Here is a 26,842-nt window from a genome sequence, read left to right on the forward strand (position 1 = left end):
TTCACCGCAACCGAGTGGCAGCCGCCACGATCCCAGCCGCATCAATGTTATGCAAGGCGCGCGTCGGTTCGCGGGCGCCGGCGGCGGCGTATTCACCATCGCCAATGCCCAGGCGGATCAAGGGAATACCCAATGCAGCTTCGGCCAGCACTTCGGCGACCAGGCTGCCGACGCCGCCGTTGATATTGTGCTCTTCCACACTGATCACCGCGCGCGTGCCGCTCAATGCGCTGAGCAGTACATCGCGCTGCAAGGGCCGGATCGACGACAGGTTGATCACCTGCGCCTGGATGCCCTGTTCCGCCAGCAATGCGGCCGCATCCACCGCTTCATGCACCACCGAGCCCAAGGCCACGATGCTCACATCCGCGCCTTGGCGCAGGATATCCACCTGCCCAGGCACGAATTGGTAGTCGCCCTCGTGCACATCCGGCAGGGCCTTACCATCGAGCCGGATATACACCGGGCCGTGATAGCGCAGCGCGTAATCGACGATCTGACGGCATTCACGCGCATCCGCCGGGGCGAAAATCTGCACATTGCCAAAGCCGCGCATCACCGAGATATCGTCGAGGCTGTGGTGGGTGCTGGCCAGCGGGCCGTAACTGGTGCCGGCATTGAGGCCGAACATCTTGACGTTGGCCTGGTTGTAGCAGACGTCGACCTTGATCTGCTCATTGGCGCGGGAAATCAGGAATGGCGCCGCATTGCAGGTAGCGGCGATCTTGCCGCCCAGGGCCAGGCCCGCAGCGACGCTGACCAGGGACTGTTCGGCAATGCCGACGTTAATCAGACGCTCGGGAAAGCGCTGGGCAAACGGACCGATCTTGGCCGTAGAGGTGGAGTCACTGACCACCGGCACCACGTCCAGCCCGGCATCGACGGCGGCGATAAACGCGTCCACCATGACGCTCGCCAAATGTTCACTCGCCATGGTTCAACTCCTCCAGTGCCGCGTTGATTTCATCACCCTTGGGCACGCGGTGGTGCCATTCGGGACGGGCTTCGATAAACGACACGCCCTTGCCTTTGATGGTGTGGGCGATCAGCACCTGGGGCGCGCCGGTCTTGGTCTGCATGGTTTCCAGGGCCTCGATCAATTGGCCCACATCGTTACCGTCGCATTCGCTGACGCTGAAGCCGAAGGCCGCCCATTTCACGTCCAACGGGTCCAGCGGCATGATCTCGGCGGTAAGGCCGGCCAGTTGCAGCTTGTTCTTGTCGACGATCACAAACAGGTTATCCAGACCGTACTTGGCCGCCGCCATCGCCGCTTCCCAGTTGGAGCCTTCGGCCAGCTCACCGTCGCCGGTCAGCACGTAGATGCGTTTTTTGCTGCCGGACATTTTCGCCGCCAACGCCAGCCCCACGGCCACCGGCAGACCATGCCCAAGCGCGCCGGTATTGAGTTCGATGCCGGGGGTTTTCTGCCGTACCGGGTGGCCGGGCAAGTGGGAATTGAAGTGCTGGTAGGTCGGCAGCCACTCAGTGGGGATGTAGCCTGCCTGCGCCAGGCAGCAGTACAAACCGCCCACGCCATGGCCTTTGCTCTGGATATAGATATCCCGCTCCGGGTCTTCGGTACGTTCCGGGCCGGTGTTGAGGATGCGGAAATACAGGGTGGCCAGGATGTCGGTCTCCGACAAGTCAGCCCCGGTGTGACCGCCGGCCGGTGAGTCGGCATTCAGGCGGATCACATGGCGACGGATCAGGCGGGCCTGTTCCTTGATCTGGTGGGCGTCGTACTGGAAGGCATTCATGCAGCGGCTCCTTTGAGGCTGACCACGCGGGGTGAAAGTGTCCAAAGCTGTTTTGAATATTTATTCAGCAGTGACAATATATTTCTATTTAGACGCCGAACGCTCAGCAGGTCAAGTGAGCGACCGGCGAAAAAATGAAATAAACCCCGGAAACAGCCCTCGGACAAACGGCCAAAATCCCACGCGGGCTTATCTATCCCGTGGCTTTGTGGCGTGTGAAAGTGCCAGCCTAGAGGCACACATGAAAAATTAAGCGCTTGACTTTGACACGGTGTCACTGGAATCTGAATTAACAGTCAGGCACGCATAAATATTCAAGACGCCTGAAAGCACTCCAAAAAAAATAAATCAGGAGAACACTGTGGACGCCAAAGCTATTGTCCAGCATCCGGCCGAACTCAAGCCGCCACCCCGCCCACGTCTGGTGAAACTGCTGCCCAGCAACATCGGCGGCCCGCTGATCGGCCTGGTGCTGTTGGTGCTGGTCTTCTCCTTCAGCTCTGAATTCTTCTTTTCGTTGCGCAATGGCCTGAACATCCTCGATCAGGTCACCGTACTGGGCATCCTGGCGATTGGCATGACGGCGGTGATCGTGATCGGCGGCATCGACCTGTCGGTCGGCTCGGTGCTGGCCTTTTCAATGATGATGCTCGGCTGGCTGTATCAGGATCAGGCCGTGCCGCTGGGCTTCGCGATTCCTATCTCGATTGCCAGCGGCATGCTCGCCGGGTTGGTGTCCGGTGGGTTGATCACCTACGCCAAGCTGCCGCCCTTTATTGCCACGCTGACCATGATGTCGGTAGCCCGTGGCCTGGCAAATATCCTCACCGAAGGCCGGCAGATCGTCGGCTACCCGGACTGGTTCACCAGCCTGGCCACGGTGCGCCACTTTGGTTTCCTCTCGGCCACCGTGGGGCTGTTCCTGGTGATGCTGGTGGTGGCCTGGGTGTTCCTGCGCTTTCGTGCCGGTGGCCGCAACCTCTACGCCATGGGCGGCAGCCCGGAAGTCGCGCGGCTGTCGGGCATCAAGGTGCGTGCGATTACCTTGTGGGTGTACGCCATCAGCGGTGCCCTCGCCGGTATCGCCGCCGTGACCCTCGCCGCACGCCTTGATTCTTCGCAACCGAGTGCCGGGCTGAGCCTGGAACTGGACGCCATCGCCGCCGTGGTGATTGGCGGCGCCAGCCTCAGTGGCGGCGTCGGCAGCATCGGCGGCACCCTCGTCGGCGTGTTGATCATTGGTGTGCTGCGCAATGGCCTCAACCTGCTGGGTGTTTCGCCCTTCATTCAACAAGTGGTGATCGGTGTGGTCATTGCCCTCGCCGTCACCATCGACACCCTGCGACGCCGCTCCAGCACTGCCCGTTAAACCTGTTCGACAGTTGACACCCTCCAACAATAAAACCAGGAGTCACCGACATGTTCAGCCCCAAGAAACTGCTGTTAGCCACCGCTCTCGCCGCCGCCACCCTCACTGCCGCCGGCACCACCTGGGCCAAGGACCTGACCATCGGCCTGGCCGTGGCCAACCTGCAGGCCGACTTCTTCAACCAGATCAAGCAATCGGTGGAAGCCGAGGGCAAGGCCAAGGGGATCAAGGTGATCACCGTGGATGCCCAGGGCAACTCTTCGACCCAGGTCAGCCAGATTGAAGACTTGATCACCCGCCAGATCGATGTGCTGATCTACATCCCGGCTGGCGCCACTGCGGCCGGTGTGCCGGTGAAAGCCGCCAAGGCTGCCGGCATCCCGGTCATCGCTGTCGACCGCAACGCCCCCGACGCACCCGGCGACACCTTTATCGCCAGCGACAGCGTGGACGGGGCCAAGACCCTGGCCGAATACGTGGGCAAGATCACCGACGGCAAGGGCCGTATCGCGATCCTGCAAGGCCAGCTCGGCACCACCCCCGAGAATGATCGCGCCAAAGGTTTTGAAGAAGGGTTGAAAGCCTTCCCGAACCTGAAGGTGGTGGCCCAGCAACCCGCCGAATGGGCCCAGGACAAAGGCTTCGCCGTGGCCCAGGACCTGCTCCAGCGTGACCCGAATATCACCGTGTTCTTCGGCCGCGCCGATGCCATGGCCTTGGGCGCCGCCCAGGCGGTGAAGGTCGGCAACCTCGATCACCCGGTGGTGGTGGTCGGTTTCGACGGTGACGTGGCCGGGCTCAAGGCCGTGCAAAGCGGTGTGCTGAACGCGACCATGACCCAGCAGACGCAGAAAATGGGGCGCCTGGCCGTGGCCTCGGCCATTGACCTGAAAGCCGGCAAGGCCGTGCCCAAGGAACAACTGCTGCCCACCGTGCTGACCACTAAAGAAAACGTCGCGCCGTTCCTGCAACAGCACCCGTAAGCCGTGGAGGTCGTCATGCAAGCCGCTCTGGATACCCGTGCAGCTGAACCCGATGCCGTGCTATGCCTGCGCAATATCAGCAAGGCCTATGGCCCGGTGCAGGTGCTGTCGCAGATCAATGTGGATATTCGCCCCGGCGAAGTCCTGGCGTTGCTCGGCGAAAACGGCGCGGGCAAGTCGACCTTGTCGTCGATCATCGCCGGGCTCGTGCAACCCGAAGCCGGGGGCAGCATGACCTGGCTCGGCGAGCCCTACACCCCAGCCTCGCCGGGTGCCGCACTGGGGGCCGGGATCGGCCTGATCCACCAGGAAATCCGTCTGTTGCCGCAATTGTCGATCGCCGAAAACATCTTCGTCGGCCGCCTGCCCATGCGCCACGGGCGGGTCGACCGCGAGTACATGGAGGCCCAGGCGCAGATCCAATTGGAGCGCCTGGGGCTCAAGGTGCCGGCATCGCGTAAGGTCGAGGGCCTGAGCGTGGCGGCCCAGCAACTGGTGGAAATCGCCAAGGCACTGACACTCAAGGCCAGCCTGCTGATCCTCGATGAGCCCACCGCGGCCTTGGGCGGGGACGAAACCGAGCTGCTGTTCAAGCAGGTGGAACGGCTCAAGGCCGAGGGTGTGTCATTCATCTATATCAGCCATCGCCTGGAAGAAATCGCGCGCATCGCCGACCGTGTGCTGGTGCTGCGCGACGGTCGCCAGATCGCCCTGCATGCCACGGCGCAAGTGCCAGTGCGGGAATTGGTGGAGCAGATGGTCGGGCGCAGCCTGGAGCGAATTTTCCCTGCGTTGCAGGCGCCGCAAGAGCGCGTGATGTTGCAGGTCAAGGATCTGACCTGCCGCGAGTTTGCCTTGCACGGCATCGACTTCAGCGTACGCGCCGGTGAAGTGTTCGGCATTGCCGGGGTGGTCGGCGCCGGGCGGACCGAGCTGGTGCGCACCATAGCCGGTGCGGCACAGGACATCCAAGGGCATACGGTGCTCGATGGCGAGACATGCCAGTTGCGCTCGCCCTTCGAGGCGATCCAGGCCGGTGTGGTGCTGGTACCGGAAGACCGCAAGCAGCAAGGCGTGGTGGTGGAGCATCGCATCGAAGACAACCTGATTTATGGCAACACCGATTTGCTCGACAAACGCGGCTGGGTGTTCCCTGCCCCGCTGCGCGAATTCGCGCGCACGGCGGTGGCGCGGCTGGGTGTGAAAGGTGCGCCGCAGTCGCGGATTTCCAGTCTGTCCGGCGGTAACCAGCAGAAGGTGATCATCGCCAAGTGGCTGGCGCGCAACCCCAAGGTGTTCATCCTTGATGAACCGACGCGCGGGATTGACGTGGGCGCGCGGGCAGCGATCTACGAAGTGATCGCCGACCTGGCAGCCAAGGGCATGGCGGTGATTGTGGTCAGTTCGGACCTGGATGAAGTGCTCGGGCTGTCACACCGCGTGATGGTGATGAGCCGGGGCCGGCAGATGGGGATTCTGGAGCGTGGCGAGGCCACCCCGGTGTCGGTAATGGAAATGGCCACCGCATAACCAAACACCTGCACAGATCCCAATGTGGGAGGGGGCTTGCCCCCGATGAGGGAGTGTCAGTAGATGCATCTGTAACTGCACCACTGCCATCGGGGGCAAGCCCCCTCCCACAGGGGATCTACTGTGATTTCAAAATTGGAGTTATCCATGCAGCTTTTCAGTCGTGACTTTTGGCGAATGGGGACTCTGGAGCGCGGCGAGGCCACCCCGGTTTCGGTAATGGAAATGGCCACCGCATAACCAAACACCTGCACAGCCCCCTCCCACAGGGGTTCCACTGTGATTTCAAGATTGGAGTAGTTCATGCAACTTTTTAGTCTTCAAGACCAAGTGGCCTTTGTCACCGGCGCCGGCAGCGGCATTGGCCAGGCTATCGCCGTCGGGCTCGCCGAAGCGGGCGCGGATGTCGCCTGCTTTGATCTTCCGGGCAGCCCCGGCATTGCCAGCACGGTAGAACGCATCCAGGCCCTGGGCCGTCGAGCCCTGGCCCTCAGCGGCACCGTCACCGAACGCGCCGCGCTGGATGCAGCGGTCGCGCGAACCGAACAAGAACTCGGCCCACTCAGCGTGGCCGTCAACTGCGCCGGCATCGCCAATGCCCAGGCCGCCGAGGACCTGGAACTGCAACGCTGGCAAACCACCCTGGACATCAACCTCACCGGCATCTTCCTCAGTTGCCAGGCCCAGGCCGCGGTGATGTTGCCACGGGGCAAAGGCGCGATCGTCAATATCGCCTCCATGTCCGGCAGCATCGTCAATCGTGGCCTGTTGCAAGCCCACTACAACACCTCCAAGGCCGGGGTGATCCACCTGAGCAAAAGCCTGGCGATGGAGTGGGCAGACAAGGGCCTGCGGGTCAATTGCATCAGCCCGGGCTACACCGCCACGCCGATGAACTCACGCCCGGAAGTCGCCGACCAGGTGAAGATCTTTGAACAGACCACGCCCATGGGCCGCATGGCCAGCGTGGACGAAATGGTCGGCCCGGCGATCTTCCTGGTCAGCCAGGCGTCGTCTTTCTGCACCGGTGTCGACCTGTTGGTCGATGGCGGCTTTGTCTGCTGGTAAGGAGCCCCTCATGTCGCAACGATTCAGCGGTAAAACTGTGGTGATCACCGGCGCCTGCCGTGGTATCGGCGCCGGCATTGCCGAGCGCTTCGCCCAGGAGGGCGCCAACCTGGTGCTGGCCTCCAACGACCTCGAGCGCGTGACCTTCACCGCCGACCAACTGGCCCTGGAATACCAGGTCGATGTCCTCGCGCTGGGCATCGACGTCACCCGTGAAGACGATATCGAAAAGCTCTACCGCGAAGGCCACGCACGCTTTGGCAGCATCGACGTGTCGGTACAGAACGCCGGCATCATCACCATCGATCACTACGACAAAATGCCCCGTGCCGACTTCGACAAGGTCCTGCAAGTCAACACCACCGGCGTGTGGCTGGGCTGCCGGGAAGCGGCCAAATACATGGTCAAGCAAGGCAGCGGCCGGCTGATCAACACCTCGTCCGGCCAGGGCCGCCAGGGGTTTATCTACACCCCGCACTACGCCGCGAGCAAAATGGGCGTGATCGGCATCACCCAGAGCCTGGCGCTGGAGTTGGCGCGACATAACATCACGGTCAACGCGTTCTGCCCCGGTATCATCGAAAGCGAGATGTGGGACTACAACGACCGCGTCTGGGGCGAGATCCTCAGCACCGATGAAAAGCGCTATGGCAAGGGTGAACTGATGGCCGAGTGGGTCAAGAACATCCCCCTGCGCCGAGCCGGCAAACCCTCGGACGTGGCGGGATTGGTGGCATTCCTGGCCTCCGATGACGCGGCCTACCTGACCGGCCAGGCAATCAATATCGACGGCGGCCTGATCATGTCGTAAGGGTTTGGTATCCTCACCCGCATTGATTTCACCACCGAGGCCTTCATGAGCCAGATCGAAGAACAGCGCCTGATCACCAAGATCGCGAGCCTCTATTACGAAGAAGGGCTCAAGCAGTCCGAGATTTCCGCCCAGCTGGACCTGTCCCAATCCTTTATCAGCCGCGCCCTGCGCCGGGCGCTGCAAGAAGGCGTGGTCAAGATCACGGTCATGCGCCTGCAAGGCCTGCACTTGGAGCTGGAAACCCAATTGCAGCGCCGTTATGGCGTGCGCCGGGTGATCGTGGTGGAAGCCACCGAACCGGGCAACGATGAAAGCATCAAGCAGGCCATCGGCTCGGCCGCCGCTCATTACCTGGAGACCAGCCTGTCACCCCAGGACCATATCGGTATTTCGTCGTGGAGCAGCACCATTCGCGCCATGGTCGGCCATTTGCATGCACAACCGGGCAAGCAAGGCGCCCAGGAAGTGGTACAACTGTTGGGCGGCGTCGGCAACAAAGGCGCCTTCGAAGCCACCCTGCTGACCCAACGCCTGGCCACCCTGCTCAACTGCCCGGCGTTTTTGCTGCCGTCACAGAGCATCGAGCAATCGGTGGAAAGCAAGCAGCGCATCATCGAAATGGAAGAGGTCAAGGAGGTGCTGCAACGCTTTGACAGCATCACCCTGGCGATTGTCGGCATCGGCGACCTGGAACCCTCGCAGCTGCTGCGCAACAGCGGCAACTACTACACCGAAGACATGCTGCGCCTGCTCGCCGAACGCGGTGCCGTCGGCGATATCTGCCTGCGCTACTTCGATGCCCAGGGCAAGCCGGTGCTGGAAGAAGATGAAGAATTCGTGGTGTCGGTAGCGCTGCCCAAGCTGCGCTCGATCCACCGCGTGCTCGGCCTCGCCGGCGGGTTGAACAAGGTCCAGGCGATTCGTGGGGCGCTCAAGGGCGGCTACCTCGACATCCTGATCACCGACCTCGACACCGCCCAGGCGCTGAACCACTAACCCTCATTCTGGAGACTGCCGCTCATGACGTCCAAGCTCGAACAACTCAAGCAATTCACCACCGTGGTCTGTGACACCGGCGACCTGGAAGCCATCAGCCGCCTGCGCCCGGTCGACGCCACCACCAACCCCTCCCTGCTGCTCAAGGCCGCCGCCATCCCGGAATATGCCGAGCTGCTGCGCAGCGCCGTGGCCCATGCCAAGGGTGACGTGGGCCTGGCCTGCGACCACTTTGCAGTGGCGGTGGGTGCCGGCATTCTCAAGGTGATCCCCGGGCGCATCTCCACCGAAGTCGACGCACGCCTGTCCTTCGACGAAGACGCATTGTGGGCCAAGGCCAACCAGTTGATCGCCCTGTACGACCAGGCCGGTATCGGCCGCGACCGCGTGCTGATCAAACTGGCCTCCACCTGGGAAGGCATCCGCACCGCCGAGCGCCTGGAAAAAGCCGGGATCCAGACCAACCTGACCCTGTTGTTCTCCTTCGCCCAGGCCGTGGCCTGCGCCGATGCCGGCGTGTTCCTGATCTCACCATTCGTGGGCCGTATCTACGACTGGTACCGCAAGAACACCGGCCTGGACTACACCGGCGTTGATGATCCGGGCGTGCAGTCGGTGACGCGCATCTACAACTACTACAAGACCAATGAAATCAAGACCGTGGTGATGGGCGCCAGCTTCCGCACCCTCAGCCAGATCGAACAACTGGCTGGCTGCGACCGCCTGACCATCAGCCCGGACCTGCTGCAAAAGCTCGACGAAGACCAGGGCACCCTGGAACGCAAGCTGGTGCCAGGCACCGACGGCGAACCGCGCCAGCGGCTGACGCAGGCGCAATTTCGCTGGGCGTCGAATGAAGATGCAATGGCCACGGAAAAACTCGCGGAAGGTATCCGCCAGTTTGCCCGTGACCAGGAAAAGCTGGAGACCTTGCTCGGCGGGCTCTAAGCCCGCCCGGTCAGGGTGAAACCGCCTGCGCCGCGATGTTTTCGAATGGCATCGGTACCGACTTGATTGCGCCATCCAGGTTACGGTACCGGTGATACACACCGGCTGACGGCAACAGCCGACCGCGTTCAACCACACGGCGACCGTCCAGCACGTAACGCACCGTCTGCTCCCCTGCATCCACCCCCTCGCCCGCGCGCAGGTCTTGTGCAAGCACGCGCATGGTCTCGTCAATGCAGGCTTCGAGTTGCTCATTCACCTTGGCCCACTCCAGGTGGCCATCGTCGATGCATTGCGCACCACAGCTGCGAAACGGCTGCCCGACCACGTCAATGCGCCGTTGATACAGCACCGACCCGGCGATGTCCTGGACCTGTACCCGGTTGACCAGGGTAAAGCTGCCCCGGTCCGCGCTCAGCACCAGCTGCGGTTCGACCAGCACCAGCGCGCTGACCGGCCCCTGTGCCGCAGGCAGGCCAGCCGCCTGGCCGGTCTGTTGATAGCGTCGGGAAAAGGCCGCTTCCAGGTTTTGCTCACCGAGCAGCGTCGTCATCGGGCGTGCATCGTGTTCCGCACTATTGCGCGCATCGCGTTCGAGCACACCCGCGCCGGTCTGGGTATTAATGGCGCTGGCGATCAACAACCCCACCACGCCCCCGGCATTCACCGCGCTGCGGGTGACATTGTCACTGACTTGAGCGGCGTCCGCCGCGCGCTTGCTATCAATCACCATCGACGCGGTGACAAGGCCCTGCGCCGGCCACCGCACTTCGACCTTGGCGCCGTGGGCATTGATATAAGACAGCGCGGACGGTGTATTGAAGCCCGGTTCAGGCAGCGGATGCTGGGCGCACGCCCCCAGCATCAGGCCGCTGACAATGAGCAAGGCACTGCCCAGGACCTTCATTGGGCGAACGGAGTGATGACCAGTTGACGGCTGCTGTCCACGGCCTGGTAGTAGGCGTTCGACAAGTTGCTGAAGTTGGGTTGGTCCCACTCACCCTGCGCCGGCTGAGTCACGGCAAACGGCTTGTACCAGAGCAGGTGATTGTCACGCAGGTCGACCACCAGGCCGATACCGCCCACTTGCGGGGTCGGCACGCTGGTAGGCACCACGCTGTAGTAGGTGCGGTATGCGCCACTGGCGGTGTAGGAGATCAACAGCAGGCGATCCACGCCGTACTTGGCTTGCAATGGCGTCAGGTCACGGCCGAAGAAGCCTTCGCGGAATTTGGTTTCCTTGAACTTGGCGAGGTCGATCGACTCGTCCACGCGCTTGGCCTTGTAACCCTTGGCCACCAGCTTGGCGACGATTTCATCGGGAATACTTGCGGCGTCCTGCAGCTTCCAGGTACTGACGTGGGTGCTGAGTTTACTGTTGACACCCTTGTTGATCGCCAGGTCCAACAGCCCCTGATTGCCACCGAGCACCAGCTCCGAGGGCGGCAAGGCAGTCATGGCCACACCAATGGTCTGGCTCTTGTCGTTCCAGAACTGGGTGTCGAGTTCAACCGGCTTTTGGATATTGGCTGCGCAACCAAACAGGCCGGAGCAGATGAAAAACAGGGCGATACAGTTTCGGAACGTGCGAAATGCCACGGGAAAAGTCCTTTTAAAGAGTGGATTGCCGGCAGTGTCTGACGAGCAAATGCCATCACCATGCCATCATTGGCTGGGGATATTAAAAGCAGGAAAAAATGGCGTCAACTTAATAACAGTGTGGGTGTTCGAAGGCGACCAATGGTCGCCCGCGGCGATCAAGCCGGCGTCTGCGCTACACCCTGCCCAAAGCGCCTGATTGCCAGGCAATACCCGATCAACGCCACCGCTGCCAGCAACCCGCCCGCCGCGCCGATCCAGGCGAAGCCGAATTGGCTGCCGACCCAACTGCCCATCAGCGCGCCACCGCCAATACCAATGTTGTAGATACCGGAAAACATCGCCATGGCCACATCGGTGGCGTCCGGTGCCAACACCAGCACTTTCGACTGCATGGCCAGGCCGAAGCCCATGATCGCCATGCCCCAGAACACACTCAGGCCCACCAGGTACGACTGTGCACCACTCAATGGCAGCAACAGCGCCAGGCACGCCGCGAGCAGGAACACCGCACCGATCACGAACAGATGGGGGTTGAAGCGGTGTACCAGGCTGAACAGCAGCGAACCGAGGATGCCCGCACCACCGAACACCAGCAGGAACAGGGTGACCACATTGCCGCTCAGGCCCGCAACGCCTTCAACGAAAGGTTCGATGTAGCTGTAGGCGGTGAATTGCGCAGTCACGGTCATGGCAGTGAGCACATACAGCGCCACCAGCGCCGGGCGCTTGAACAGCAGTGGCAGGCTGCGCAACGAGCCGGAGTTCTGGCTGGGCAACAGCGGCAAGGTGCGCGCCAGCCAGAACACCAGGGCGGCGGCGAAGGCGGCGATCACCAGGAAGGTGGTGCGCCAACCCATGGCTTCACCGAGCAGGCGGCCCAGGGGAATGCCGAGGACCATCGCCAGGGACGTGCCGGTGGCCAGCAGGCCGAGGGCTTGCACCTGCTTGCCGGCGGGCGCCAGGCGCACGGCGAGGGAGGCGGTGATCGACCAGAACAGCGCATGGGACAAGGCAATGCCAATACGGCTGACCATCAACAGGCCGAAGCCAGTGGCCACGCTGGAGAGGATATGGCTGGCGATGAACAGGCAAAACAACACGATCAGCAACTTGCGCCGCTCGATATTGCGGGTCAGCAGCATCACCGGCAGTGACGTCACCGACACCACCCAAGCGTAGATGGTGAGCATCAGGCCAACGCTGGCAATCGGCATGTCGAAGCTGGCGCCGATGGCGCTGAGCAGCCCGACGGGGACGAATTCGGTGGTATTGAACACAAAGGCGGCCAGCGCCAGGGCGATGACCGGTTGCCAATTGGCTTGGGGGGTTGCGGCTGAAAGGCTCATTGAACGGTACGGCACTCTGGCGATGATCGAGCGGCCACCCAGGAGGAGCGCCGCCGCCCAGCATTCTATAGGTTTCTCGGGCGGCTGTTGACGCTGATCCCAGGCATTCGTCGTCCGATCCCTCATGGCGAGGCCAGGGCCATCACGTCAGCGAGCAACGCCATCGGCTTGCCGAGCTTGCCCCTCCACGGGTAACGCGGGTGGTAATAACGCCCAGCGTGACAGGCCGCCTGGGCGCCGGCCAGCGATGCAGCGCGGTGCCCATTGAAGCGAGTGCCACGGCTGGCGGGGGACTCCCCGTCGCGTCAATCACCGCAGCACTGCGCGCATTTGTCGCACACCCTGTGCCCGGCCAGCGCGCGCCTGAACTCAAGCGGCCCTTGACCGACAACCTGAGCCGCCCTACAGCCGGGAAAGATTCCCCACCCACGACCCCATGTTGATGCACATGTCGACACGGCTGACCGAGCGGCTATTTTCGTCGGCGCCTGGTCATGGGATCACGGATCCACCTGCCCCATCATTTCCGGGATGCTTTCCGGCCGGTTGGCATAGCGCTGCGCCAACGCCGCACAGACCATCAACTGAATCTGATGGAACAGCATCAACGGCAGGATCAGCACCCCCATGGTCGCCCCGGCGAACAGCACCTGGGCCATCGGCACGCCCGTCGCCAGGCTCTTTTTCGAGCCGCAGAACAAGATGGTGATGCGGTCTTCCTGGTTAAAGCCAAACACCTTGCCCAACACGGTGGACGCCAACAGCACCAGGCCCAGCAACACGCAGCAGGCCACCACCAGGCCGCCCAGTTCCCACAGCGGGATCTGGTGCCAGATACCTTCGTTGACCGCCTCGCTGAACGCCCCGTACACCACCAGCAGGATCGAGCCCTGGTCGACGAATTTCAGCCAAGCCTTGTTACGCCCCACCCATGCGCCGATCCAGCGCCGAGCGATCTGCCCGGCGATAAACGGCAGCAGCAGTTGCACACTGATCTTCAAGATCGCATCGAGCGTAGAGCCGCCTTCACCGTGGACATTCATCAACAGGGTCACCAGCAACGGCGTGAGGAAGATGCCGAACAGGCTCGACGCCGCCGCGCTGCAAATCGCCGCCGGGATATTGCCGCGGGCCAGGGAGGTGAAGGCAATCGCCGATTGCACGGTGGCCGGCAGCGCACAGAGGTAAAGCATGCCCATGTACAGGTCTTTGCCGATCAACGGCGACAACACCGGCTTGAGCGCCAGGCCCAGCAGTGGGAACAGCACGAAAGTCAGGCTGAATACCAGCAAGTGCAAGCGCCAGTGGCCCGCCCCGGCGACGATGGCCTGGCGCGACAGTTTGGCGCCATGCAGGAAAAACAGCAGCGCGATCGCCAGGTTGGTCACCCAGCCGAAGGCCACGGCGGTCTGGCCACTGGCGGGTAGCAGGGAGGCGAGGATCACCGTGGCGATCAGCGTCAATGTGAAGTTGTCAGGCAGAAAACGGGGGCGAGTCATAAGCAGGATCTTCCGGGGGTTGCCAAGAGCGTCACCGCGACTCTAACGTAACGCCTTGTTACCGACTAACGCCAATGAGCCAGTAAATGCCGCCTAAAGGACATGACAAAACCGTGCGCCGCAGCGTGCCCGGGCTTTCCAGCCTGCCACGGCCGGTGTATGGGCGTACCGAATCGCTGCCCAATCGCGCCCTCACCCGTCGGCACAGCCACCCGTGGGTGCAATTGTCCTACGCGATTTCCGGGGTGCTGGAGATCCAGACCAGCGCCGGCCGTTTCGTCGCGCCGCCTCAGCGCGCGGTGTGGATTCCGGCGGGCATGCCGCACCGGGTGTACAGCTCCCCCCACACCGAGATGCGCAGCCTCTACTTGGATTGCCGGGTCACCGCCTGGGCCGCCGAACGTTGCCAGGTGCTGGAGGTAAGCAGCCTGTTGCGTGAGCTGATTCGCAGCTTCAGCGCGTTGCCGGTGGAATACGCCGAGGACGGCCCCGATGGTCGCCTGGCCCAGGTGATACTGGATCAATTGGCGGCGGCGCCCCAAGTGGATTTGATGCTGCCATTGCCCCTCGACCCCAGGTTGCGCCAGATCTATCGCAGTTTGAACCTGCACCCGGAACAGCAGACGACATTGGGCGATTGGAGCGGGAAGCTGGGGGTCAGTGAAAAGACACTGAGCCGCTTGTTCGTGCGTGACACCGGCCTGACGTTTCGGGCCTGGCGCCAGCGTTTAAGGTTATTGAGCGCCCTGCCCGCCTTGGAGCAAGGCGAGCGGGTCACAGATGTGGCGTTGAGCTGTGGCTATGAGTCCACCTCGGCGTTTATCAACGCGTTTCGGCAGCAGTTCGATGCCACCCCCGGTGAATTCTTCCGCTGACACTAATGTGGGAGGGGGCTTGCCCCCGATGGCAGTAGAACAGTCAGCTTATCTGTAGCTGACCCACCGCTATCGGGGCAAGCCCTAATGCCGTTCAGTTAAGCGTACATCGCCTTCTGTAGGAGCGAGCTTGCTCGCGAAAAACGTCAACGATAACGCGTGTTTCCTGAGTGAACGCGGCGCCTGTGAGTTCTTCGCGAGCAAGCTCGCTCCTACAAAAAAGCCTTAACTGAACGGCATTAGGGCAAGCCCCCTCCCACAATGTTGACCGTACGTCCAATGGGGATCGACGTTCAGCTGCCGTTGCCGCCGTGGGCCTCTTCGAAGAAGTAGTCTTTCCAGCTCGCCGCCTTGTTTTTCAGCACGCCGAGCTCATGCAATTTCTCGGCATAAATATAGGTCCGCTGCGGCACGATGGTGAAGTCGATTTCCGGGTCCTGGACGATTTTCTCCACCAGGTCCAACGGCAGCTTGGATTGCTCGACGCGAATATACGCCTTGGCCGCCGCCGGTTTGTCAGCCTTGATGATCGTCTCCGCCTCCGCCAGGGCGTCATAGAACGCCTTGTAGGTCTTGGGGTTCTCGTCGTGGAATTTCTGCGTGGTGTAGAGCACGTTGAAGGTGGCCGGACCGCCAAGGATGTCGTAGGAACTGAGCACCTTGTGTACGTTGGGGTTCAACAGTTCCTGGTACTGGAACGGCGGGCTGGAGAAGTGCGAATTGATCTCCGAACCGCCGGCAATCAGCGCCGCCGTGGCGTCGGGATGGGCCAGGCTGATGGAGATGTCATCGAATTTCTTGTAGTGGGCGTCGCCGAACTGCTTGGCGGTTTCGATCTGCAAGGTGCGCGACTGGAAGCCCACGCCGGCGGCGGGCACGGCGATGCGGTCTTTCTCGGTGAAGTCCTTGAGGGTCTTGACCTTGGGGTTGTTGGACAGCAGGTAGTTGGGCATCGAACCAAGGGAGGCGATGGCCTTGACGTTCTGTTTGCCCTGGGTGCGGTCCCATAGGGTGAGCATCGGCGGCACACCGGCCGACACCACGTCCAGCGCGCCGGCCAGCAGCGATTCGTTCATGGCCGTAGCGCCGGAAATGCTGTTCCATTCCACCTGGATATCCAGGCCCTGTGCCTTGCCGTGTTTTTCGATCAGGTGCTGGTCGCGCACTACATCAAGGATCAGATAACCGATGCCGAACTGCTGGGCGATACTGATCTTGCCTTCGGCCTGGGCGCCGGGGCTGAGTAACGCACCGGCGGCGGCCAGGGATGCGGCCAGGAGGGTCAGGGAGGAACGTTTGAAAGTCATGGAGGGCTGCCGCGTTTTCGAGGAGGTGATGAAGCCTAGCGGCGGTTTTTAAGAGCGCAAAAGAATATCGCGATCTATTGTTATGCAAATCATCCCCAAATCGGCGCCCGGCTGCTATTGTGCCGCGCTTTGAAAAGCCGCCTGATACCTGCGAGGAAATGGACGTTGAACACTGACGAAAAAATGACCGGGGACCTGTTCGAGGTGGATAAGCGCCTGTCACTCAAGCCCGTGGTGGACTTCAACGCCTACCTGCGCAGCGCATTTGGCGATGGCCCGTGCACCTGCGTACGGTGTGCGGCCAGTGGCGGCGATGAAAGCAGCTATGAACAGCAACACACGTTCACCTTCGACGCTAAGCCGACCCACCGTCGCTTTGCGTCCACGGCCGGCAGTGATGTGCTGTTGATGCTCAAGAAAGCCTGGTTGTCCTACACCAAGGCCGAGCTGCCGTTGAGTGGGGTGCTGGCAGTGGAGACGGTGAAGGAGTTTGTCGAACCGCCACTGCACAGGCGTTTGGTCCCGTTGTTCCTGGCCAGTGGCTTGGTCAAGGACCTGGAAGGTGAATGGCGCCTCCAGCCACAGGCGATGGCCTGATCCCGAGGCCCCGAACCACCGACCAAGGGGGCGCCCCACCTGAGTCCATTGCAGTATGACAGGCGCGGAGGTTGACGCAGGCCAAAGGACGCGCCGAATGTGTCCAAGCCATGGCTCCCTCGCCACAACGACAGTGCTCGCTATTCAACCCCAAGGAATACCGATGTCCACACCCAGTAAAAAGATGAGCCTGCTGGGCCTGACCGCCCTGGTCGCGATCAATATGATGGGCTCGGGCATCATCATGTTGCCGGCCAGCATGGCGCAATTGGGGGCCATTTCGTTGCTGTCGTGGGGTGTCACGGCGGTCGGTTCGATGGCAATTGCCTACGGCTTTGCCCAATGCGGGCTTTTTTGTAAGCGCAGCGGCGGCATGTCGGCCTACACCGAAGAGGCCCACGGCAAGTCCGGGTTCTTCATGTGTTCGTTCCTGTATTTTCTCTCGCTGATCATCGCCAATGTGGCGATTGCGATTTCAGCGGTGGGTTATCTGTCAGCGTTTATCCCCTGGCTGGGCAGTGGGCCGATGCCGTTGTTTATCGGCAGCCTGGCGTTGATCTGGCTGACCACCGCGGCCAACTTCGGCGGCCCACGCATCACCGGGCGCATCGGCGTGGTGACGGTGTGGGGCGTGATCCTTCCGGTGGCGGGGCTGTGCGTGATCGGCTGGTTCTATTTCCGGGCCGAGGTGTTCACCGCGGCATGGAACCCGCACGGACGCTACCTGTGGGACGCCGTCAGCGCGAGTATTCCCCTGACCCTGTGGGCCTTCCTCGGCATGGAGTCGGCCGCCCAAGGCTATGACGCGGTCGAGAACCCCGAGCGCACCGTACCGCTGGCGTGCCTGCTGGGCACGCTGGGGGTCGCGGTGGTGTATGTGCTGTCGACGTCGGTGATCCAGGGCATCGTCCCCAACGCTGAGCTGGCGGCCTCCTCCGCGCCGTTTGCGCTGGTCTATGCGCAGATGTTCAGCCCCTGGGTGGGCAAGCTGATCATGGCGCTGGCGGTGGTGGCTTGCATCGGTTCGCTGCTGGGTTGGCAATTCACCCTGGCGCAGACGGCCAAGATGTCGGCGGACCAACGCCTGTTTCCACGCTTTTTCAGCCGGGTCACCCAGGCCAATGCGCCGGTGCTGGGGCTGCTGGCCTGTGCGACGTTGCAAAGCCTGATCGCCTTGTCGACCATCTCGCCCAGCGCCAGTGCGCAGTTCAGCAAGCTGGTGAACCTGGCGGTGGTGACCAACCTGGTGCCCTATGTGACCGCCCTCAGCGGCTTGCTGGTGATGATGCACAAGGCGCGCGCCAGTGCGACGGTACAGGCGCGGAACACGCTGGTGGTCGTAGTAGCCGTGGGGTATTCGCTGTATGCGATTTACGCATGCGGGGAAGCGCCGGTGTTTGGCGCGATGCTGGTGTTAGCGCTGGGGTATCTGTTGTATGGGTTTCTGGCCAAGCGGTTTGTTGGGGAACCAGCAGATTCACCCGAGGCCTGACGATCCCCTGTGGGAGATGTCGAGCTTTAGCGAGGCTTCGAAGGCGGTGGTGCTGTTGGCTGACACACCGCCATCGGGGGCAAGCCCCCTCCCACATTCTTACCGAGTACACCAGCCACAACACCGGTCGGTTCCAGGGCCGCAAAAGCCAGAACAAAACCAGACCGAAATTTACCGGATATATGCAGATCCAAATGTGGGAGGGGCGGTGCGACGATTCGACTTGCCCCCGATGGCGCCGGGTCAGTTAACCACTAGGTGACTGACACGCCCTCATCGAGGGCAAGCCCCCTTCCACCGTTTTTACCGCGTGTTCCGGAATGATTATTTACGCGCTGCCTCCCATTGCTTGAGCAGGTCGCCGTAGGCCACGGTCTCGCCTTTAGGCTTCTCGTTGGCCAGTTTCGGTTTCGGTGCGCCCGGCTGGTCGAACCAGTATTGCGCGTCACGCTCAGGGTTCATTTTCGGGCCGCACACCGGCTGCACTTTAGAGCGTTCCAGGCGCGTCATGATCGCGTCTTGCTCCTTGGCCAGGTTATCCAGCGCCTGTTGCGGGGTTTTCTCGCCGCTGGCGGCGGCCGCGATGTTGCTCCACCACAGTTGCGCCAGGCGTGGGTAATCCGGCACGTTGGTGCCGGTCGGAGTCCATTCCACCCGGGCCGGGCTGCGGTAGAACTCCACCAGGCCACCGAGTTTCGGCGCCAGGTCGGTCATGGCCTGGGAGTTGATGTCGGATTCCCGAATCGGCGTCAGGCCGACGATGGTTTTCTTCAGCGACACGGTTTTCGAGGTCACGAACTGAGCATAGAGCCAGGCCGCGAGTTTCTGCTTCTCAGGCGTCGACTTGAGGAAGGTCCAGGAGCCCACGTCCTGATAGCCCTTCTTCATGCCCTTTTCCCAATACGGCCCGACCGGCGATGGCGCCATGCGCCATTTCGGCGTGCCGTCGGCGTTCACTACCGGCAGGCCCGGCTTGGTCATGTCGGCGGTAAACGCGGTGTACCAGAAGATCTGCTGGGCGATATTGCCCTGGGACGGCACCGGGCCGGACTCGGAGAAGGTCATGCCCGCCGCTTCCGGGGGGGCGTAGGCTTTCATCCAGTCCACGTATTTCTGCGTGGCAAACACGGCGGCCGGGCCGTTGGTATCGCCGCCACGGGTCACGCTGGAGCCCACCGGGTGGCAGTCCTCCACGCGAATGCCCCACTCATCCACCGGCAAGCCGTTGGGCAGGCCCTTGTCGCCGCCGCCGGCCATGGAGAACCAGGCATCGGTGAAGCGCCAGCCCAGGGACGGATCCTTCTTGCCATAGTCCATATGGCCATAGATGCGCTTGCCGTCGATTTCCTTGACGTCTTCGCTGAAGAACTTTGCGATGTCTTCATAGGCGGACCAGTTCACCGGCACGCCGAGGTCATAACCGTACTTCTCCTTGAACTTGGCTTTGAGTTCCGGACGCTCGAACCAGTCGGCGCGGAACCAATAGAGGTTGGCGAATTGCTGGTCGGGCAACTGGTAGATCTTGCCGTCCGGCGCAGTGGTGAAGGAGATGCCGATAAAGTCCTTGATATCCAGGGTCGGCGAGGTGAAGGCCTTGCCTTCGTTGGCCATCAGGTCGGTGATCGATTCGGTCTTGCCATAGCGAAAGTGCGTACCGATCAAGTCCGAGTCGTTGACCCAGCCGTCATAGATATTCTTGTCGGACTGCATCTGGGTTTGCAGCTTTTCCACCACGTCGCCTTCCTGCAGCAGGTCGTGGGTCAGCTTGATCCCGGTGATTTCACTGAAGGCCTTGGCCAGCACCTTGGACTCGTACTCATGGGTGGTGAGGGTTTCCGACACCACGTTGATCTTCATCCCACGGAACGGTTCCGAAGCCTTGATGAACCACTTGAGTTCCTCAAGCTGCTGGTCGGCCGTGAGGGTCGAGGGTTTGAACTCGCTGCCGATCCATTTTTTCGCCGCGTCTTCGTACGCATCGGCCCAGGCCGTGGCGCTCAAACCGCTGAGGGCCAGTACGGCGGCCAATGAAATGCTATGTCGCAGCTTATTGTTTTTATTCAACATAGAGACCTCCTGGTTAATTTCAAAAAGGACTACAAACGCCACAGCCCCCCTGTAGGAGCGAGCTTGCTCGCGAAAAACCCGACGACACCGCGTACATCCAGAATGCCCGCGTTATCGTTGGCGATTTTCGCGAGCAAGCTCGCTCCTACAAGGTGTCGAGGCACTAGCCCCAACGCATCACACTCAACAGCCATACCAGGGAGAGCGCGGACGCCACCCAGATGCTCCAGTCGGTTACGCCAATCACCAGCAGGTGCAGGTAGGCACTTCCGAGAAGACCGATAAACAAGCGATCACCACGGGTGGTGCTGATCGGCAACAAACCGCGCCGAGGGATACTCGGCGAACGCAGTTCCCAGGTGGTCATGCCCGCCAGAATCAGGGCAATGCCGCCAAAGAACAGCGCCGTAGGGGTGGTCCAGGCCATCCATTCCATCATCGACTCCTCAGACCCGGCCCAGGGCAAAGCCCTTGGCCACGTGGTTGCGAACAAACCAGATCACCAGCATGCCCGGCAGGATGGTCAACACCCCCGCCGCCGCCAGCACGCCCCAATCGATCCCCGACGCCGACACCGTGCGCGTCATCACCGCCGCAATGGGCTTGGCGTTGACCGAAGTCAGGGTGCGCGCCAGCAGCAGTTCGACCCAGGAAAACATGAAGCAGAAAAACGCCGTGACGCCGATGCCGGAGCCGATCAGCGGGATAAAAATCTTCACGAAGAATTTGGGAAAACTGTAGCCATCGATGTAAGCGGTTTCGTCGATTTCCTTGGGCACGCCAGACATGAAGCCTTCGAGGATCCACACCGCCAACGGCACGTTGAACAGGCAGTGGGCCAAGGCCACGGCGATGTGCGTATCGAACAGGCCGATGGACGAATACAGCTGGAAAAATGGCAGCAAGAACACCGCGGGTGGCGCCATGCGGTTGGTCAGCAGCCAGAAGAACAGATGCTTGTCACCCAGGAAGCGGTAACGCGAGAAAGCATAGGCCGCCGGCAACGCCACGCTCAGTGAAATCACCGTGTTCAGGCTCACGTAGTACAGCGAGTTGAGGTAACCGGTGTACCAGCTCGGGTCGGTAAAGATCACCTTGTAGTTGGCCAGGGTGAAGTCCTGCGGAAACAGCGTCAGCCCGCCGAGGATTTCGGTGTTGCTCTTGAAGGACATGTTCAACAGCCAGTAGATCGGCACCAGCAGGAACAGGATATAAATCAGCAGGGGGATGACTTTTCGCTTGCTCATGCTGGCGACCTCAGCGGTTGGCGTCGGAATGGGTCATGGCGGTGTAGAACAACCAGGACACCAACAGGATGATCAGGAAATACACCAGGGAAAACGCCGCGGCCGGGCCCAGGTCGAATTGGCCTACGGCCATCTGGGTCAGCGTCTGGCTGAGGAAGGTAGTGGCGTTACCCGGCCCGCCCCCCGTGAGGACAAAGGGCTCGGTGTAGATCATGAAACTGTCCATAAAGCGCAGCATCACCGCGATCAGCAGCACGCTTTTCATCTTCGGCAATTGGATATGTCGGAAAACCGCCCAGGCGGATGCGCGATCGATCCGCGCCGCCTGGTAGTACACATCTGGGATGGCCCGCAGCCCCGAATAGCACAGCAGCGCGACCAGCGACGTCCAGTGCCATACGTCCATCACCAGCACCGTGACCCAGGCGTCCAGGGTATTGGCCGCGTAGTTGTAGCTGATGCCCAGGGCATTGAGGCTGTAGCCGAGCAAACCAATATCGGCGCGGCCGAAAATCTGCCAAATGGTGCCGACCACGTTCCATGGGATCAGCAAGGGAATGGCCAGGATAATCAGCACCAACGACGACCAGCGGCCCTTGGTCGGCATGGTCAGGGCGATGGCGATGCCCAGGGGGATTTCGATCAGCAGCACGCAGGCCGAGTAGATGAACTGGCGCAACAGCGAGTCATGCAGGCGCGGATCGAGCAGCACCTGTTTATACCAGTCGGCGCCGACAAAGTAGCGGCTGGACTGGTCGAAGATGTCCTGCACCGAATAGTTGACCACGGTCATCATTGGGATCACCGCGCTGAACGCCACCAGCAGGAACACCGGCAACACCAGCCACCAAGCCTTGTTGTTCTGCACCTTGTTCATGGCAGCACCTCCAGCAGGTAGTCGTCGGCATACACCATCAGCCACTGCGCGGGAAAGCTGATGGACGCCCTGCCCTCCGGCACCGGTTTGTCTTCGGCCAGACGCACTTTCAGGGTGGCGCCGTCGAGGTTGAGGGTCACGATCTTGTAGGTGCCGAGGTCTTCCACATGGGTGACGTCGGCCTGCAGGGCGTCAGGGTTGTGCTCATCCCACACATGGACAAATTCCGGGCGGATGCCGACCTGCAGCTTCGTGTAGTCCGTTTCGGAAATGCGCTGCTGCAAGGCCTCCGACAACGGCAGATACGTACCGGCAAAACGCACCCCGCCGGCTTCGGCCTGCACTTCGATCAGATTCATCCCCGGGCTGCCGATGAAATAGCCGACAAAGGTGTGGCTCGGCCGTTCGAACAGGTCCCGTGGCGTGCCGAACTGCACGATCTGGCCGCCGTACATCACCGCGATCTTGTCGGCAAAGGTCGACGCCTCCAGCTGGTCGTGGGTGACGTAGACCATGGTGATATTGAACTGCTCGTGGATCTGCTTGAGCTTGCGCCGCAGTTTCCATTTGAGGTGCGGGTCGATCACGGTCAGCGGTTCATCGAAGAGGATCGCCGATACGTCATCGCGCACCAGGCCACGGCCCATGGAGACTTTCTGCTTTTCGTCGGCAGTGAGGTTGCGCGCCTTTTTGCTCAGCAGGTTTTGCAGGTCGAGGACCTCCGCAATTTCCTGCACCTTGCTGTGAATTTTCGCCTCGGCCATACCCTGGTTTCGCAGGGGGAAAGCCAGGTTGTCGAACACCGTCATGGTGTCGTAGACCACCGGGAACTGGAACACCTGGGCGATGTTGCGTTTCTCCGGCGTCAGCTCGTTGACCACCTGTTGGTCGAACAACACCTGGCCTTCCGAGGGGCTGAGCAACCCGGAGATGATATTGAGCAGGGTCGATTTGCCGCAGCCCGACGGCCCGAGCAAGGCGTAGGCACCACCCTGCTCCCACACGTGGTTCATTGCCCGAATGGCGTAGTCCTCAGGACCGGCCGGCGTAGGGCTGTAGCTGTGCGCCAGGTTCTGCAAATGGATCTCGGCCATCAGGCAACCCTCGCGACACGGCGCCCGGGGGCCTGGACCAAACGGCCCTGGCCATCGAACACAAACAGTTTATGGGTGGGGATATACACGCGGATCGGCGCGTCGACGTCGTACTCATGCACGCCCGGCAGGTGCAGGACCAATAGGAAGTGTTCACTGCGCACATGCAGGAACGTTTCTGAACCGCTGATCTCGGCGACTTCCACGGTCACCGCCAACTCCAGGTCATCGTCGTTGCTCGGTACCAGGCTGATATGGCTGGGGCGCACACCAAAGCGGAACTCGCCTTCGCCGATGGGGCGCAGGTCGACATTCAACGGAAAGTGCACGAAATTGGCGAAGCTCACCTCGTTACCGCTGATACGCCCCGGCATCAGGTTGATAGGTGGTTCGGAAAACAGCTCGGCGGCCAGCACGGTTTGCGGCTGGTGATAGACCTCGGCGGCCCTGCCGCTCTGGATCACTCGGCCTTCATGAAGGATCGTGGTGGTGCCGCCCAGGGCCAACGCCTCGTTGGGCTCGGTGGTGGCGTAGATGGCAATGGTATGCCGCGCCTTGAACAGCTCGCGCATTTCCTGACGCAGCTCTTCACGCAGTTTGTAGTCCAGGTTCACCAACGGTTCATCGAACAGGATCAGTTCGGCGTCTTTGACCAGGGCGCGGGCCATGGCCGTGCGTTGCTGCTGGCCGCCAGACAGTTCCAAGGGGTGACGCTGGAGGAATTTCTCGATGCGCAGCATCCTGGCGGTTTCGAGCACCTTGCTCTGGATCAGCTCGTCGGACACACCGGCCTGGCGCAACGGCGAGGCGATGTTTTCGAATACGGTCATGGTCGGGTAGTTGATGAACTGCTGATACACCATCGACACGTTACGCAGACGCACCGGTTTGTGGGTGACATCCACGCCGTTCATCAGGATGCGGCCGCTGTCGGGCTTGTCCAGGCCGGCCATCAGGCGCATCAGGCTAGTCTTGCCGGACAGCGTGCGGCCCAGCAGGACGTTGAAGGAACCGGCTTCGAATCGCAGGTTGGCGTCGTCGATCCAGGTCTGGCCTTCGACGACGCGGGAGACATGTTCCAGGGTCAATGACATGACACGCCCTTTTTATTATTGGAATGAATCTGGCCAGTCCTCAGAGCGAGTTTCATGCCAAGACGGCAGGTGCTTGATTCACAAGGCAGTGGGCTGAACGTGATGTTCAGGAACGAACAAAAATGAACAGATCGGGCTGAACAATTGAACAATCCTGGGGTTGACAATGAACAGTTATGAACAACACTGTTTGAACCCGATGGAACGATCAACACAGGTCAAATGCGGGAGGGGGCTGCCAGTCAGTTAAGCGTACATGGCCTTCTGTAGGAGCGAGCTTGCTCGCGAAAAACCTCAACGATCACGCGTGTTTCCTGAATCAACGCGGCGCCTGTGAGTTCTTCGCGAGCAAGCTCGCTCCTACAAAAAAGCCTTAGAGCTTGCCCCGTCCCCCATTTTGTCCCCGTTGCATCGGGTAAATAGTGCAAGACCCCAAAACAATAAAAAGAAGGTCGCCCCATGGCCGAACCCTTGGCTCACGACACCTTAATCCAGGAATCCTGGCGCCGCTGCCGTGCGTACGGCCTGGACCACCAGAGCCCCCCCAGCTTCGACCAGCTCCCCGCCGAAGGCATCAGCCAGTTGCTGGAAAGCCAGCATTCCCTGGTACAGACCACTCATCAGGAAGTGCTGCCCTACTACGAGAACATCCTCAGCAACTCCAACTGCCTGATCATGCTGGCCGATAACCAGGGCCAGGTCCTGACTTCGTGGGGCACCCAGCGCTTTATCGAGCCCAAGCTGGCCCGCGGTTTCAGCGCTGGCGCCAGTTGGATGGAGCGCTCCAGCGGTACCAATGCCATCGGCACGGCGCTGGCCTGTGCCCAGGCGGTGCATATCGAGCACGATGAACACTTCTTGAAAGCCAACCGTTTCATGACCGGCTCCGCGGCGCCGATCTTCGATGCCCAGCGTGAAATCATCGCCGTGCTGGATGTGTCCAGCGACAGCTACCTGCCGCCCTCGCACACCCTGGGCATGGTCAAGATGATGAGCCAGACCGTGGAGAACCGGCTGATCCTCAACCTGTTTCGCGGCGAGCATTTTCAGCTGACCTTCAATACTGGCCTGAGCAACCTCGACAGCCAGTGGGCCGGCCTGCTGATCTTCGATGAAAGCGGCCAAGTGCTCTCGGCCAACCGCCGCGCCGACAACCTGCTGGGCATCAGCCTGTCGCGGGTGATGATCGACAGTTTGTTCCAGGTGTCGTTGCTGGAATTGCTCAATCAGCCGGAGGGGTTGCCGTTCTCGTTGCAGGCGGCGGGACGCAATCGCTTCCAATGCGTGTTGAAACGGCCCAAGCAAACGCCGGTGCAGGCGCGCGTGTTCAGCGAACCGATACCGCCCAAGCCCGTCGCGATGGGCCTCAAGACCTTGCATTTCGGTGAAGCCCGCGTGGAAAAAGCCGTACGCCAGGCCGAGCGGCTGCTGGAAAAAGATATCCCGCTGCTGATCCACGGTGAAACCGGGGTGGGCAAGGAGGTGTTCGTCAAAGCCCTGCACCAGGCCAGTTCGCGCAGCCGGCAGGCGTTTATCGCGGTGAATTGTGCAGCCATTCCGGCAGAGCTGGTGGAATCGGAACTGTTCGGCTATGAAAAAGGCGCGTTCACCGGCGCCAATCAGAAAGGCAGCATCGGCCTGATTCGCAAGGCCGACAAAGGCACGCTGTTTCTCGATGAAATCGGTGACATGCCCCTGCCGACCCAGGCGCGTCTACTTCGGGTATTGCAGGAACGTTGCGTGCAACCCGTGGGCAGCAGCGAGTTGTTCCCGGTGGACTTGCGCATCATCTCCGCCACCAACCGCGCACTGCGAGAGCTTGTGCAGGCCGGGCGTTTTCGTGAGGATTTGTACTACCGCATCGGTGGCCTGACCTTGGAACTACCGCCCCTGCGCGAGCGCACCGACAAGCGCGCGCTGTTCCAACAGCTATGGCAGCAGCATCGCGAGCCGACCCAGTGGGCCGGGCTCAGTCCCGAGGTGCTGGCGCTGTTCGAGCAGCACCCTTGGCCGGGCAATTTACGCCAGGTCAGCAGCGTGTTGCAGGTGGCCCTGGCCATGGCCGAAGAACAGCCGATCCGCGCGGAGCATCTGCCGGACGATTTTTTTGTGGATTTGAACCTGACGGCACCGCTGCCGGCCACTGAATACCTGGATGAGACCCTCGACCTGAAGCAACGCCTGAAGGCAGCAGGCGGGAATATTTCCCACCTGGCACGGGAGCTGGGAGTCAGCCGCAACACCTTGTACAAGCGCCTGCGGCAGAACGAAGCCTGA

24 protein-coding genes are annotated in these 26,842 nt (G+C 61.4%); 11 read left to right on the forward strand and 13 right to left on the reverse strand.

The window, feature by feature from the left end:
- Position 1: 1 nt before the first annotated feature.
- Positions 2–934, reverse strand: coding sequence for a transketolase family protein (locus tag AB7933_RS20605; protein WP_024076073.1), 933 nt, complete (start codon positions 932–934; stop codon positions 2–4).
- Complete coding sequence (locus AB7933_RS20610; RefSeq protein WP_024076074.1) at positions 924–1,760, reverse strand: transketolase; 837 nt, start codon at positions 1,758–1,760, stop codon at positions 924–926. Before AB7933_RS20610 ends, AB7933_RS20605 begins: the two co-directional genes overlap by 11 nt.
- A 361-nt stretch (positions 1,761–2,121) precedes the next feature.
- On the opposite strand from AB7933_RS20610, the gene AB7933_RS20615 reads away from it, so the two are divergent.
- The 7 genes from AB7933_RS20615 to tal all read left to right on the forward strand — a co-directional run bounded on the left by AB7933_RS20615 (position 2,122) and on the right by tal (position 9,468).
- A complete protein-coding gene (locus tag AB7933_RS20615; RefSeq protein WP_024076075.1) occupies positions 2,122–3,129 on the forward strand; it encodes an ABC transporter permease in 1,008 nt (335 codons plus the stop codon).
- 50 nt (positions 3,130–3,179) lie between these two features.
- On the forward strand, positions 3,180–4,112 hold the full coding sequence (locus AB7933_RS20620; protein ID WP_024076076.1) for a sugar ABC transporter substrate-binding protein: 933 nt from the start codon (positions 3,180–3,182) through the stop codon (positions 4,110–4,112).
- 15 nt (positions 4,113–4,127) lie between these two features.
- A complete protein-coding gene (locus AB7933_RS20625; protein ID WP_041160964.1) occupies positions 4,128–5,642 on the forward strand; it encodes a sugar ABC transporter ATP-binding protein in 1,515 nt (504 codons plus the stop codon).
- Positions 5,643–5,945: 303 nt separating this feature from the next.
- A complete protein-coding gene (locus AB7933_RS20630; RefSeq protein WP_024076079.1) occupies positions 5,946–6,710 on the forward strand; it encodes an SDR family oxidoreductase in 765 nt (254 codons plus the stop codon).
- A 10-nt stretch (positions 6,711–6,720) separates the two neighbouring features.
- A complete protein-coding gene (locus tag AB7933_RS20635) occupies positions 6,721–7,521 on the forward strand; it encodes an SDR family oxidoreductase (protein WP_024076080.1) in 801 nt (266 codons plus the stop codon).
- A 45-nt stretch (positions 7,522–7,566) separates the two neighbouring features.
- Positions 7,567–8,520, forward strand: a complete 954-nt coding sequence (locus AB7933_RS20640) for a sugar-binding transcriptional regulator (RefSeq protein WP_024076081.1) — start codon at positions 7,567–7,569, stop codon at positions 8,518–8,520.
- A gap of 24 nt (positions 8,521–8,544) precedes the next feature.
- Entirely contained in the window at positions 8,545–9,468 is a 924-nt protein-coding gene (gene tal, locus AB7933_RS20645; RefSeq protein ID WP_024076082.1) for a transaldolase, read from the forward strand.
- Between the two features lie 10 nt (positions 9,469–9,478).
- Here the strand turns inward: tal and AB7933_RS20650 are convergent, their stop codons facing one another.
- The 4 genes from AB7933_RS20650 to AB7933_RS20665 all read right to left on the reverse strand — a co-directional run bounded on the left by AB7933_RS20650 (position 9,479) and on the right by AB7933_RS20665 (position 13,915).
- Positions 9,479–10,375 (reverse strand): hypothetical protein, encoded by an 897-nt coding sequence (locus AB7933_RS20650; RefSeq protein WP_024076083.1) that lies wholly within the window; start codon positions 10,373–10,375, stop codon positions 9,479–9,481.
- Complete coding sequence (locus AB7933_RS20655) at positions 10,372–11,067, reverse strand: hypothetical protein (RefSeq protein ID WP_024076084.1); 696 nt, start codon at positions 11,065–11,067, stop codon at positions 10,372–10,374. Before AB7933_RS20655 ends, AB7933_RS20650 begins: the two co-directional genes overlap by 4 nt.
- Before the next feature lie 158 nt (positions 11,068–11,225).
- Entirely contained in the window at positions 11,226–12,416 is a 1,191-nt protein-coding gene (locus AB7933_RS20660; RefSeq protein ID WP_024076085.1) for a sugar transporter, read from the reverse strand.
- A 500-nt stretch (positions 12,417–12,916) separates the two neighbouring features.
- Positions 12,917–13,915, reverse strand: a complete 999-nt coding sequence (locus AB7933_RS20665; RefSeq protein ID WP_024076086.1) for a bile acid:sodium symporter family protein — start codon at positions 13,913–13,915, stop codon at positions 12,917–12,919.
- 86 nt (positions 13,916–14,001) lie between these two features.
- Between AB7933_RS20665 and AB7933_RS20670 the strand changes: the two genes are divergently transcribed.
- Positions 14,002–14,790, forward strand: a complete 789-nt coding sequence (locus tag AB7933_RS20670; protein WP_024076087.1) for an AraC family transcriptional regulator — start codon at positions 14,002–14,004, stop codon at positions 14,788–14,790.
- Between the two features lie 293 nt (positions 14,791–15,083).
- Here AB7933_RS20670 and AB7933_RS20675 read toward each other — a convergent pair whose 3' ends face one another.
- Complete coding sequence (locus tag AB7933_RS20675) at positions 15,084–16,097, reverse strand: ABC transporter substrate-binding protein (RefSeq protein WP_024076088.1); 1,014 nt, start codon at positions 16,095–16,097, stop codon at positions 15,084–15,086.
- A gap of 165 nt (positions 16,098–16,262) precedes the next feature.
- Between AB7933_RS20675 and AB7933_RS20680 the strand changes: the two genes are divergently transcribed.
- Positions 16,263–16,694, forward strand: a complete 432-nt coding sequence (locus tag AB7933_RS20680; RefSeq protein WP_024076089.1) for a hypothetical protein — start codon at positions 16,263–16,265, stop codon at positions 16,692–16,694.
- Between the two features lie 163 nt (positions 16,695–16,857).
- A complete protein-coding gene (gene potE, locus AB7933_RS20685) occupies positions 16,858–18,186 on the forward strand; it encodes a putrescine-ornithine antiporter (protein ID WP_024076090.1) in 1,329 nt (442 codons plus the stop codon).
- A 324-nt stretch (positions 18,187–18,510) separates the two neighbouring features.
- On the opposite strand, the gene AB7933_RS20690 is transcribed toward potE, so the two are convergent.
- The 6 genes from AB7933_RS20690 to AB7933_RS20715 all read right to left on the reverse strand — a co-directional run bounded on the left by AB7933_RS20690 (position 18,511) and on the right by AB7933_RS20715 (position 24,565).
- Positions 18,511–20,253 carry an ABC transporter substrate-binding protein gene (locus tag AB7933_RS20690; RefSeq protein WP_024076091.1) on the reverse strand — a complete coding sequence of 581 codons (1,743 nt, stop codon included), beginning with the start codon at positions 20,251–20,253 and terminating at the stop codon, positions 18,511–18,513.
- Between the two features lie 163 nt (positions 20,254–20,416).
- Positions 20,417–20,689 carry a DUF2160 domain-containing protein gene (locus AB7933_RS20695; protein WP_014718862.1) on the reverse strand — a complete coding sequence of 91 codons (273 nt, stop codon included), beginning with the start codon at positions 20,687–20,689 and terminating at the stop codon, positions 20,417–20,419.
- A gap of 10 nt (positions 20,690–20,699) precedes the next feature.
- Positions 20,700–21,500 carry a carbohydrate ABC transporter permease gene (locus tag AB7933_RS20700; protein WP_003174634.1) on the reverse strand — a complete coding sequence of 267 codons (801 nt, stop codon included), beginning with the start codon at positions 21,498–21,500 and terminating at the stop codon, positions 20,700–20,702.
- A 10-nt stretch (positions 21,501–21,510) separates the two neighbouring features.
- The gene (locus AB7933_RS20705) at positions 21,511–22,377 is read right to left on the reverse strand and encodes a carbohydrate ABC transporter permease (RefSeq protein ID WP_024076092.1); all 867 of its coding nucleotides are present in this window, start codon (positions 22,375–22,377) and stop codon (positions 21,511–21,513) included.
- Positions 22,374–23,471, reverse strand: a complete 1,098-nt coding sequence (locus tag AB7933_RS20710; RefSeq protein ID WP_024076093.1) for an ABC transporter ATP-binding protein — start codon at positions 23,469–23,471, stop codon at positions 22,374–22,376. Before AB7933_RS20710 ends, AB7933_RS20705 begins: the two co-directional genes overlap by 4 nt.
- The gene (locus AB7933_RS20715; protein WP_024076094.1) at positions 23,471–24,565 is read right to left on the reverse strand and encodes an ABC transporter ATP-binding protein; all 1,095 of its coding nucleotides are present in this window, start codon (positions 24,563–24,565) and stop codon (positions 23,471–23,473) included. Before AB7933_RS20715 ends, AB7933_RS20710 begins: the two co-directional genes overlap by 1 nt.
- Before the next feature lie 459 nt (positions 24,566–25,024).
- On the opposite strand from AB7933_RS20715, the gene AB7933_RS20720 reads away from it, so the two are divergent.
- Complete coding sequence (locus AB7933_RS20720; RefSeq protein ID WP_024076095.1) at positions 25,025–26,842, forward strand: sigma-54-dependent Fis family transcriptional regulator; 1,818 nt, start codon at positions 25,025–25,027, stop codon at positions 26,840–26,842.

Source organism: Pseudomonas gorinensis, assembly GCF_042015035.1.
Classification (GTDB): Bacteria; Pseudomonadota; Gammaproteobacteria; order Pseudomonadales; family Pseudomonadaceae; genus Aquipseudomonas; species Aquipseudomonas gorinensis.

Excerpts from the sequence above, each read along its gene's own strand:
- AB7933_RS20675 (WP_024076088.1), bottom strand. The coding sequence starts at position 16,097 with ATGACTTTCAAACGTTCCTCCCTGACCCTCCTGGCCGCATCCCTGGCC.
- AB7933_RS20665 (WP_024076086.1), bottom strand. The coding sequence starts at position 13,915 with ATGACTCGCCCCCGTTTTCTGCCTGACAACTTCACATTGACGCTGATC.
- AB7933_RS20720 (WP_024076095.1), top strand. The coding sequence starts at position 25,025 with ATGGCCGAACCCTTGGCTCACGACACCTTAATCCAGGAATCCTGGCGC.
- AB7933_RS20620 (WP_024076076.1), top strand. The coding sequence starts at position 3,180 with ATGTTCAGCCCCAAGAAACTGCTGTTAGCCACCGCTCTCGCCGCCGCC.
- AB7933_RS20640 (WP_024076081.1), top strand. The coding sequence starts at position 7,567 with ATGAGCCAGATCGAAGAACAGCGCCTGATCACCAAGATCGCGAGCCTC.
- AB7933_RS20625 (WP_041160964.1), top strand. The coding sequence starts at position 4,128 with ATGCAAGCCGCTCTGGATACCCGTGCAGCTGAACCCGATGCCGTGCTA.
- AB7933_RS20690 (WP_024076091.1), bottom strand. The coding sequence starts at position 20,253 with ATGTTGAATAAAAACAATAAGCTGCGACATAGCATTTCATTGGCCGCC.
- AB7933_RS20710 (WP_024076093.1), bottom strand. The coding sequence starts at position 23,471 with ATGGCCGAGATCCATTTGCAGAACCTGGCGCACAGCTACAGCCCTACG.
- AB7933_RS20650 (WP_024076083.1), bottom strand. The coding sequence starts at position 10,375 with ATGAAGGTCCTGGGCAGTGCCTTGCTCATTGTCAGCGGCCTGATGCTG.
- AB7933_RS20630 (WP_024076079.1), top strand. The coding sequence starts at position 5,946 with ATGCAACTTTTTAGTCTTCAAGACCAAGTGGCCTTTGTCACCGGCGCC.
- AB7933_RS20610 (WP_024076074.1), bottom strand. The coding sequence starts at position 1,760 with ATGAATGCCTTCCAGTACGACGCCCACCAGATCAAGGAACAGGCCCGC.
- AB7933_RS20715 (WP_024076094.1), bottom strand. The coding sequence starts at position 24,565 with ATGTCATTGACCCTGGAACATGTCTCCCGCGTCGTCGAAGGCCAGACC.
- potE (WP_024076090.1), top strand. The coding sequence starts at position 16,858 with ATGTCCACACCCAGTAAAAAGATGAGCCTGCTGGGCCTGACCGCCCTG.
- AB7933_RS20660 (WP_024076085.1), bottom strand. The coding sequence starts at position 12,416 with ATGAGCCTTTCAGCCGCAACCCCCCAAGCCAATTGGCAACCGGTCATC.
- tal (WP_024076082.1), top strand. The coding sequence starts at position 8,545 with ATGACGTCCAAGCTCGAACAACTCAAGCAATTCACCACCGTGGTCTGT.
- AB7933_RS20605 (WP_024076073.1), bottom strand. The coding sequence starts at position 934 with ATGGCGAGTGAACATTTGGCGAGCGTCATGGTGGACGCGTTTATCGCC.
- AB7933_RS20705 (WP_024076092.1), bottom strand. The coding sequence starts at position 22,377 with ATGAACAAGGTGCAGAACAACAAGGCTTGGTGGCTGGTGTTGCCGGTG.
- AB7933_RS20670 (WP_024076087.1), top strand. The coding sequence starts at position 14,002 with ATGCCGCCTAAAGGACATGACAAAACCGTGCGCCGCAGCGTGCCCGGG.
- AB7933_RS20635 (WP_024076080.1), top strand. The coding sequence starts at position 6,721 with ATGTCGCAACGATTCAGCGGTAAAACTGTGGTGATCACCGGCGCCTGC.
- AB7933_RS20695 (WP_014718862.1), bottom strand. The coding sequence starts at position 20,689 with ATGGAATGGATGGCCTGGACCACCCCTACGGCGCTGTTCTTTGGCGGC.
- AB7933_RS20700 (WP_003174634.1), bottom strand. The coding sequence starts at position 21,500 with ATGAGCAAGCGAAAAGTCATCCCCCTGCTGATTTATATCCTGTTCCTG.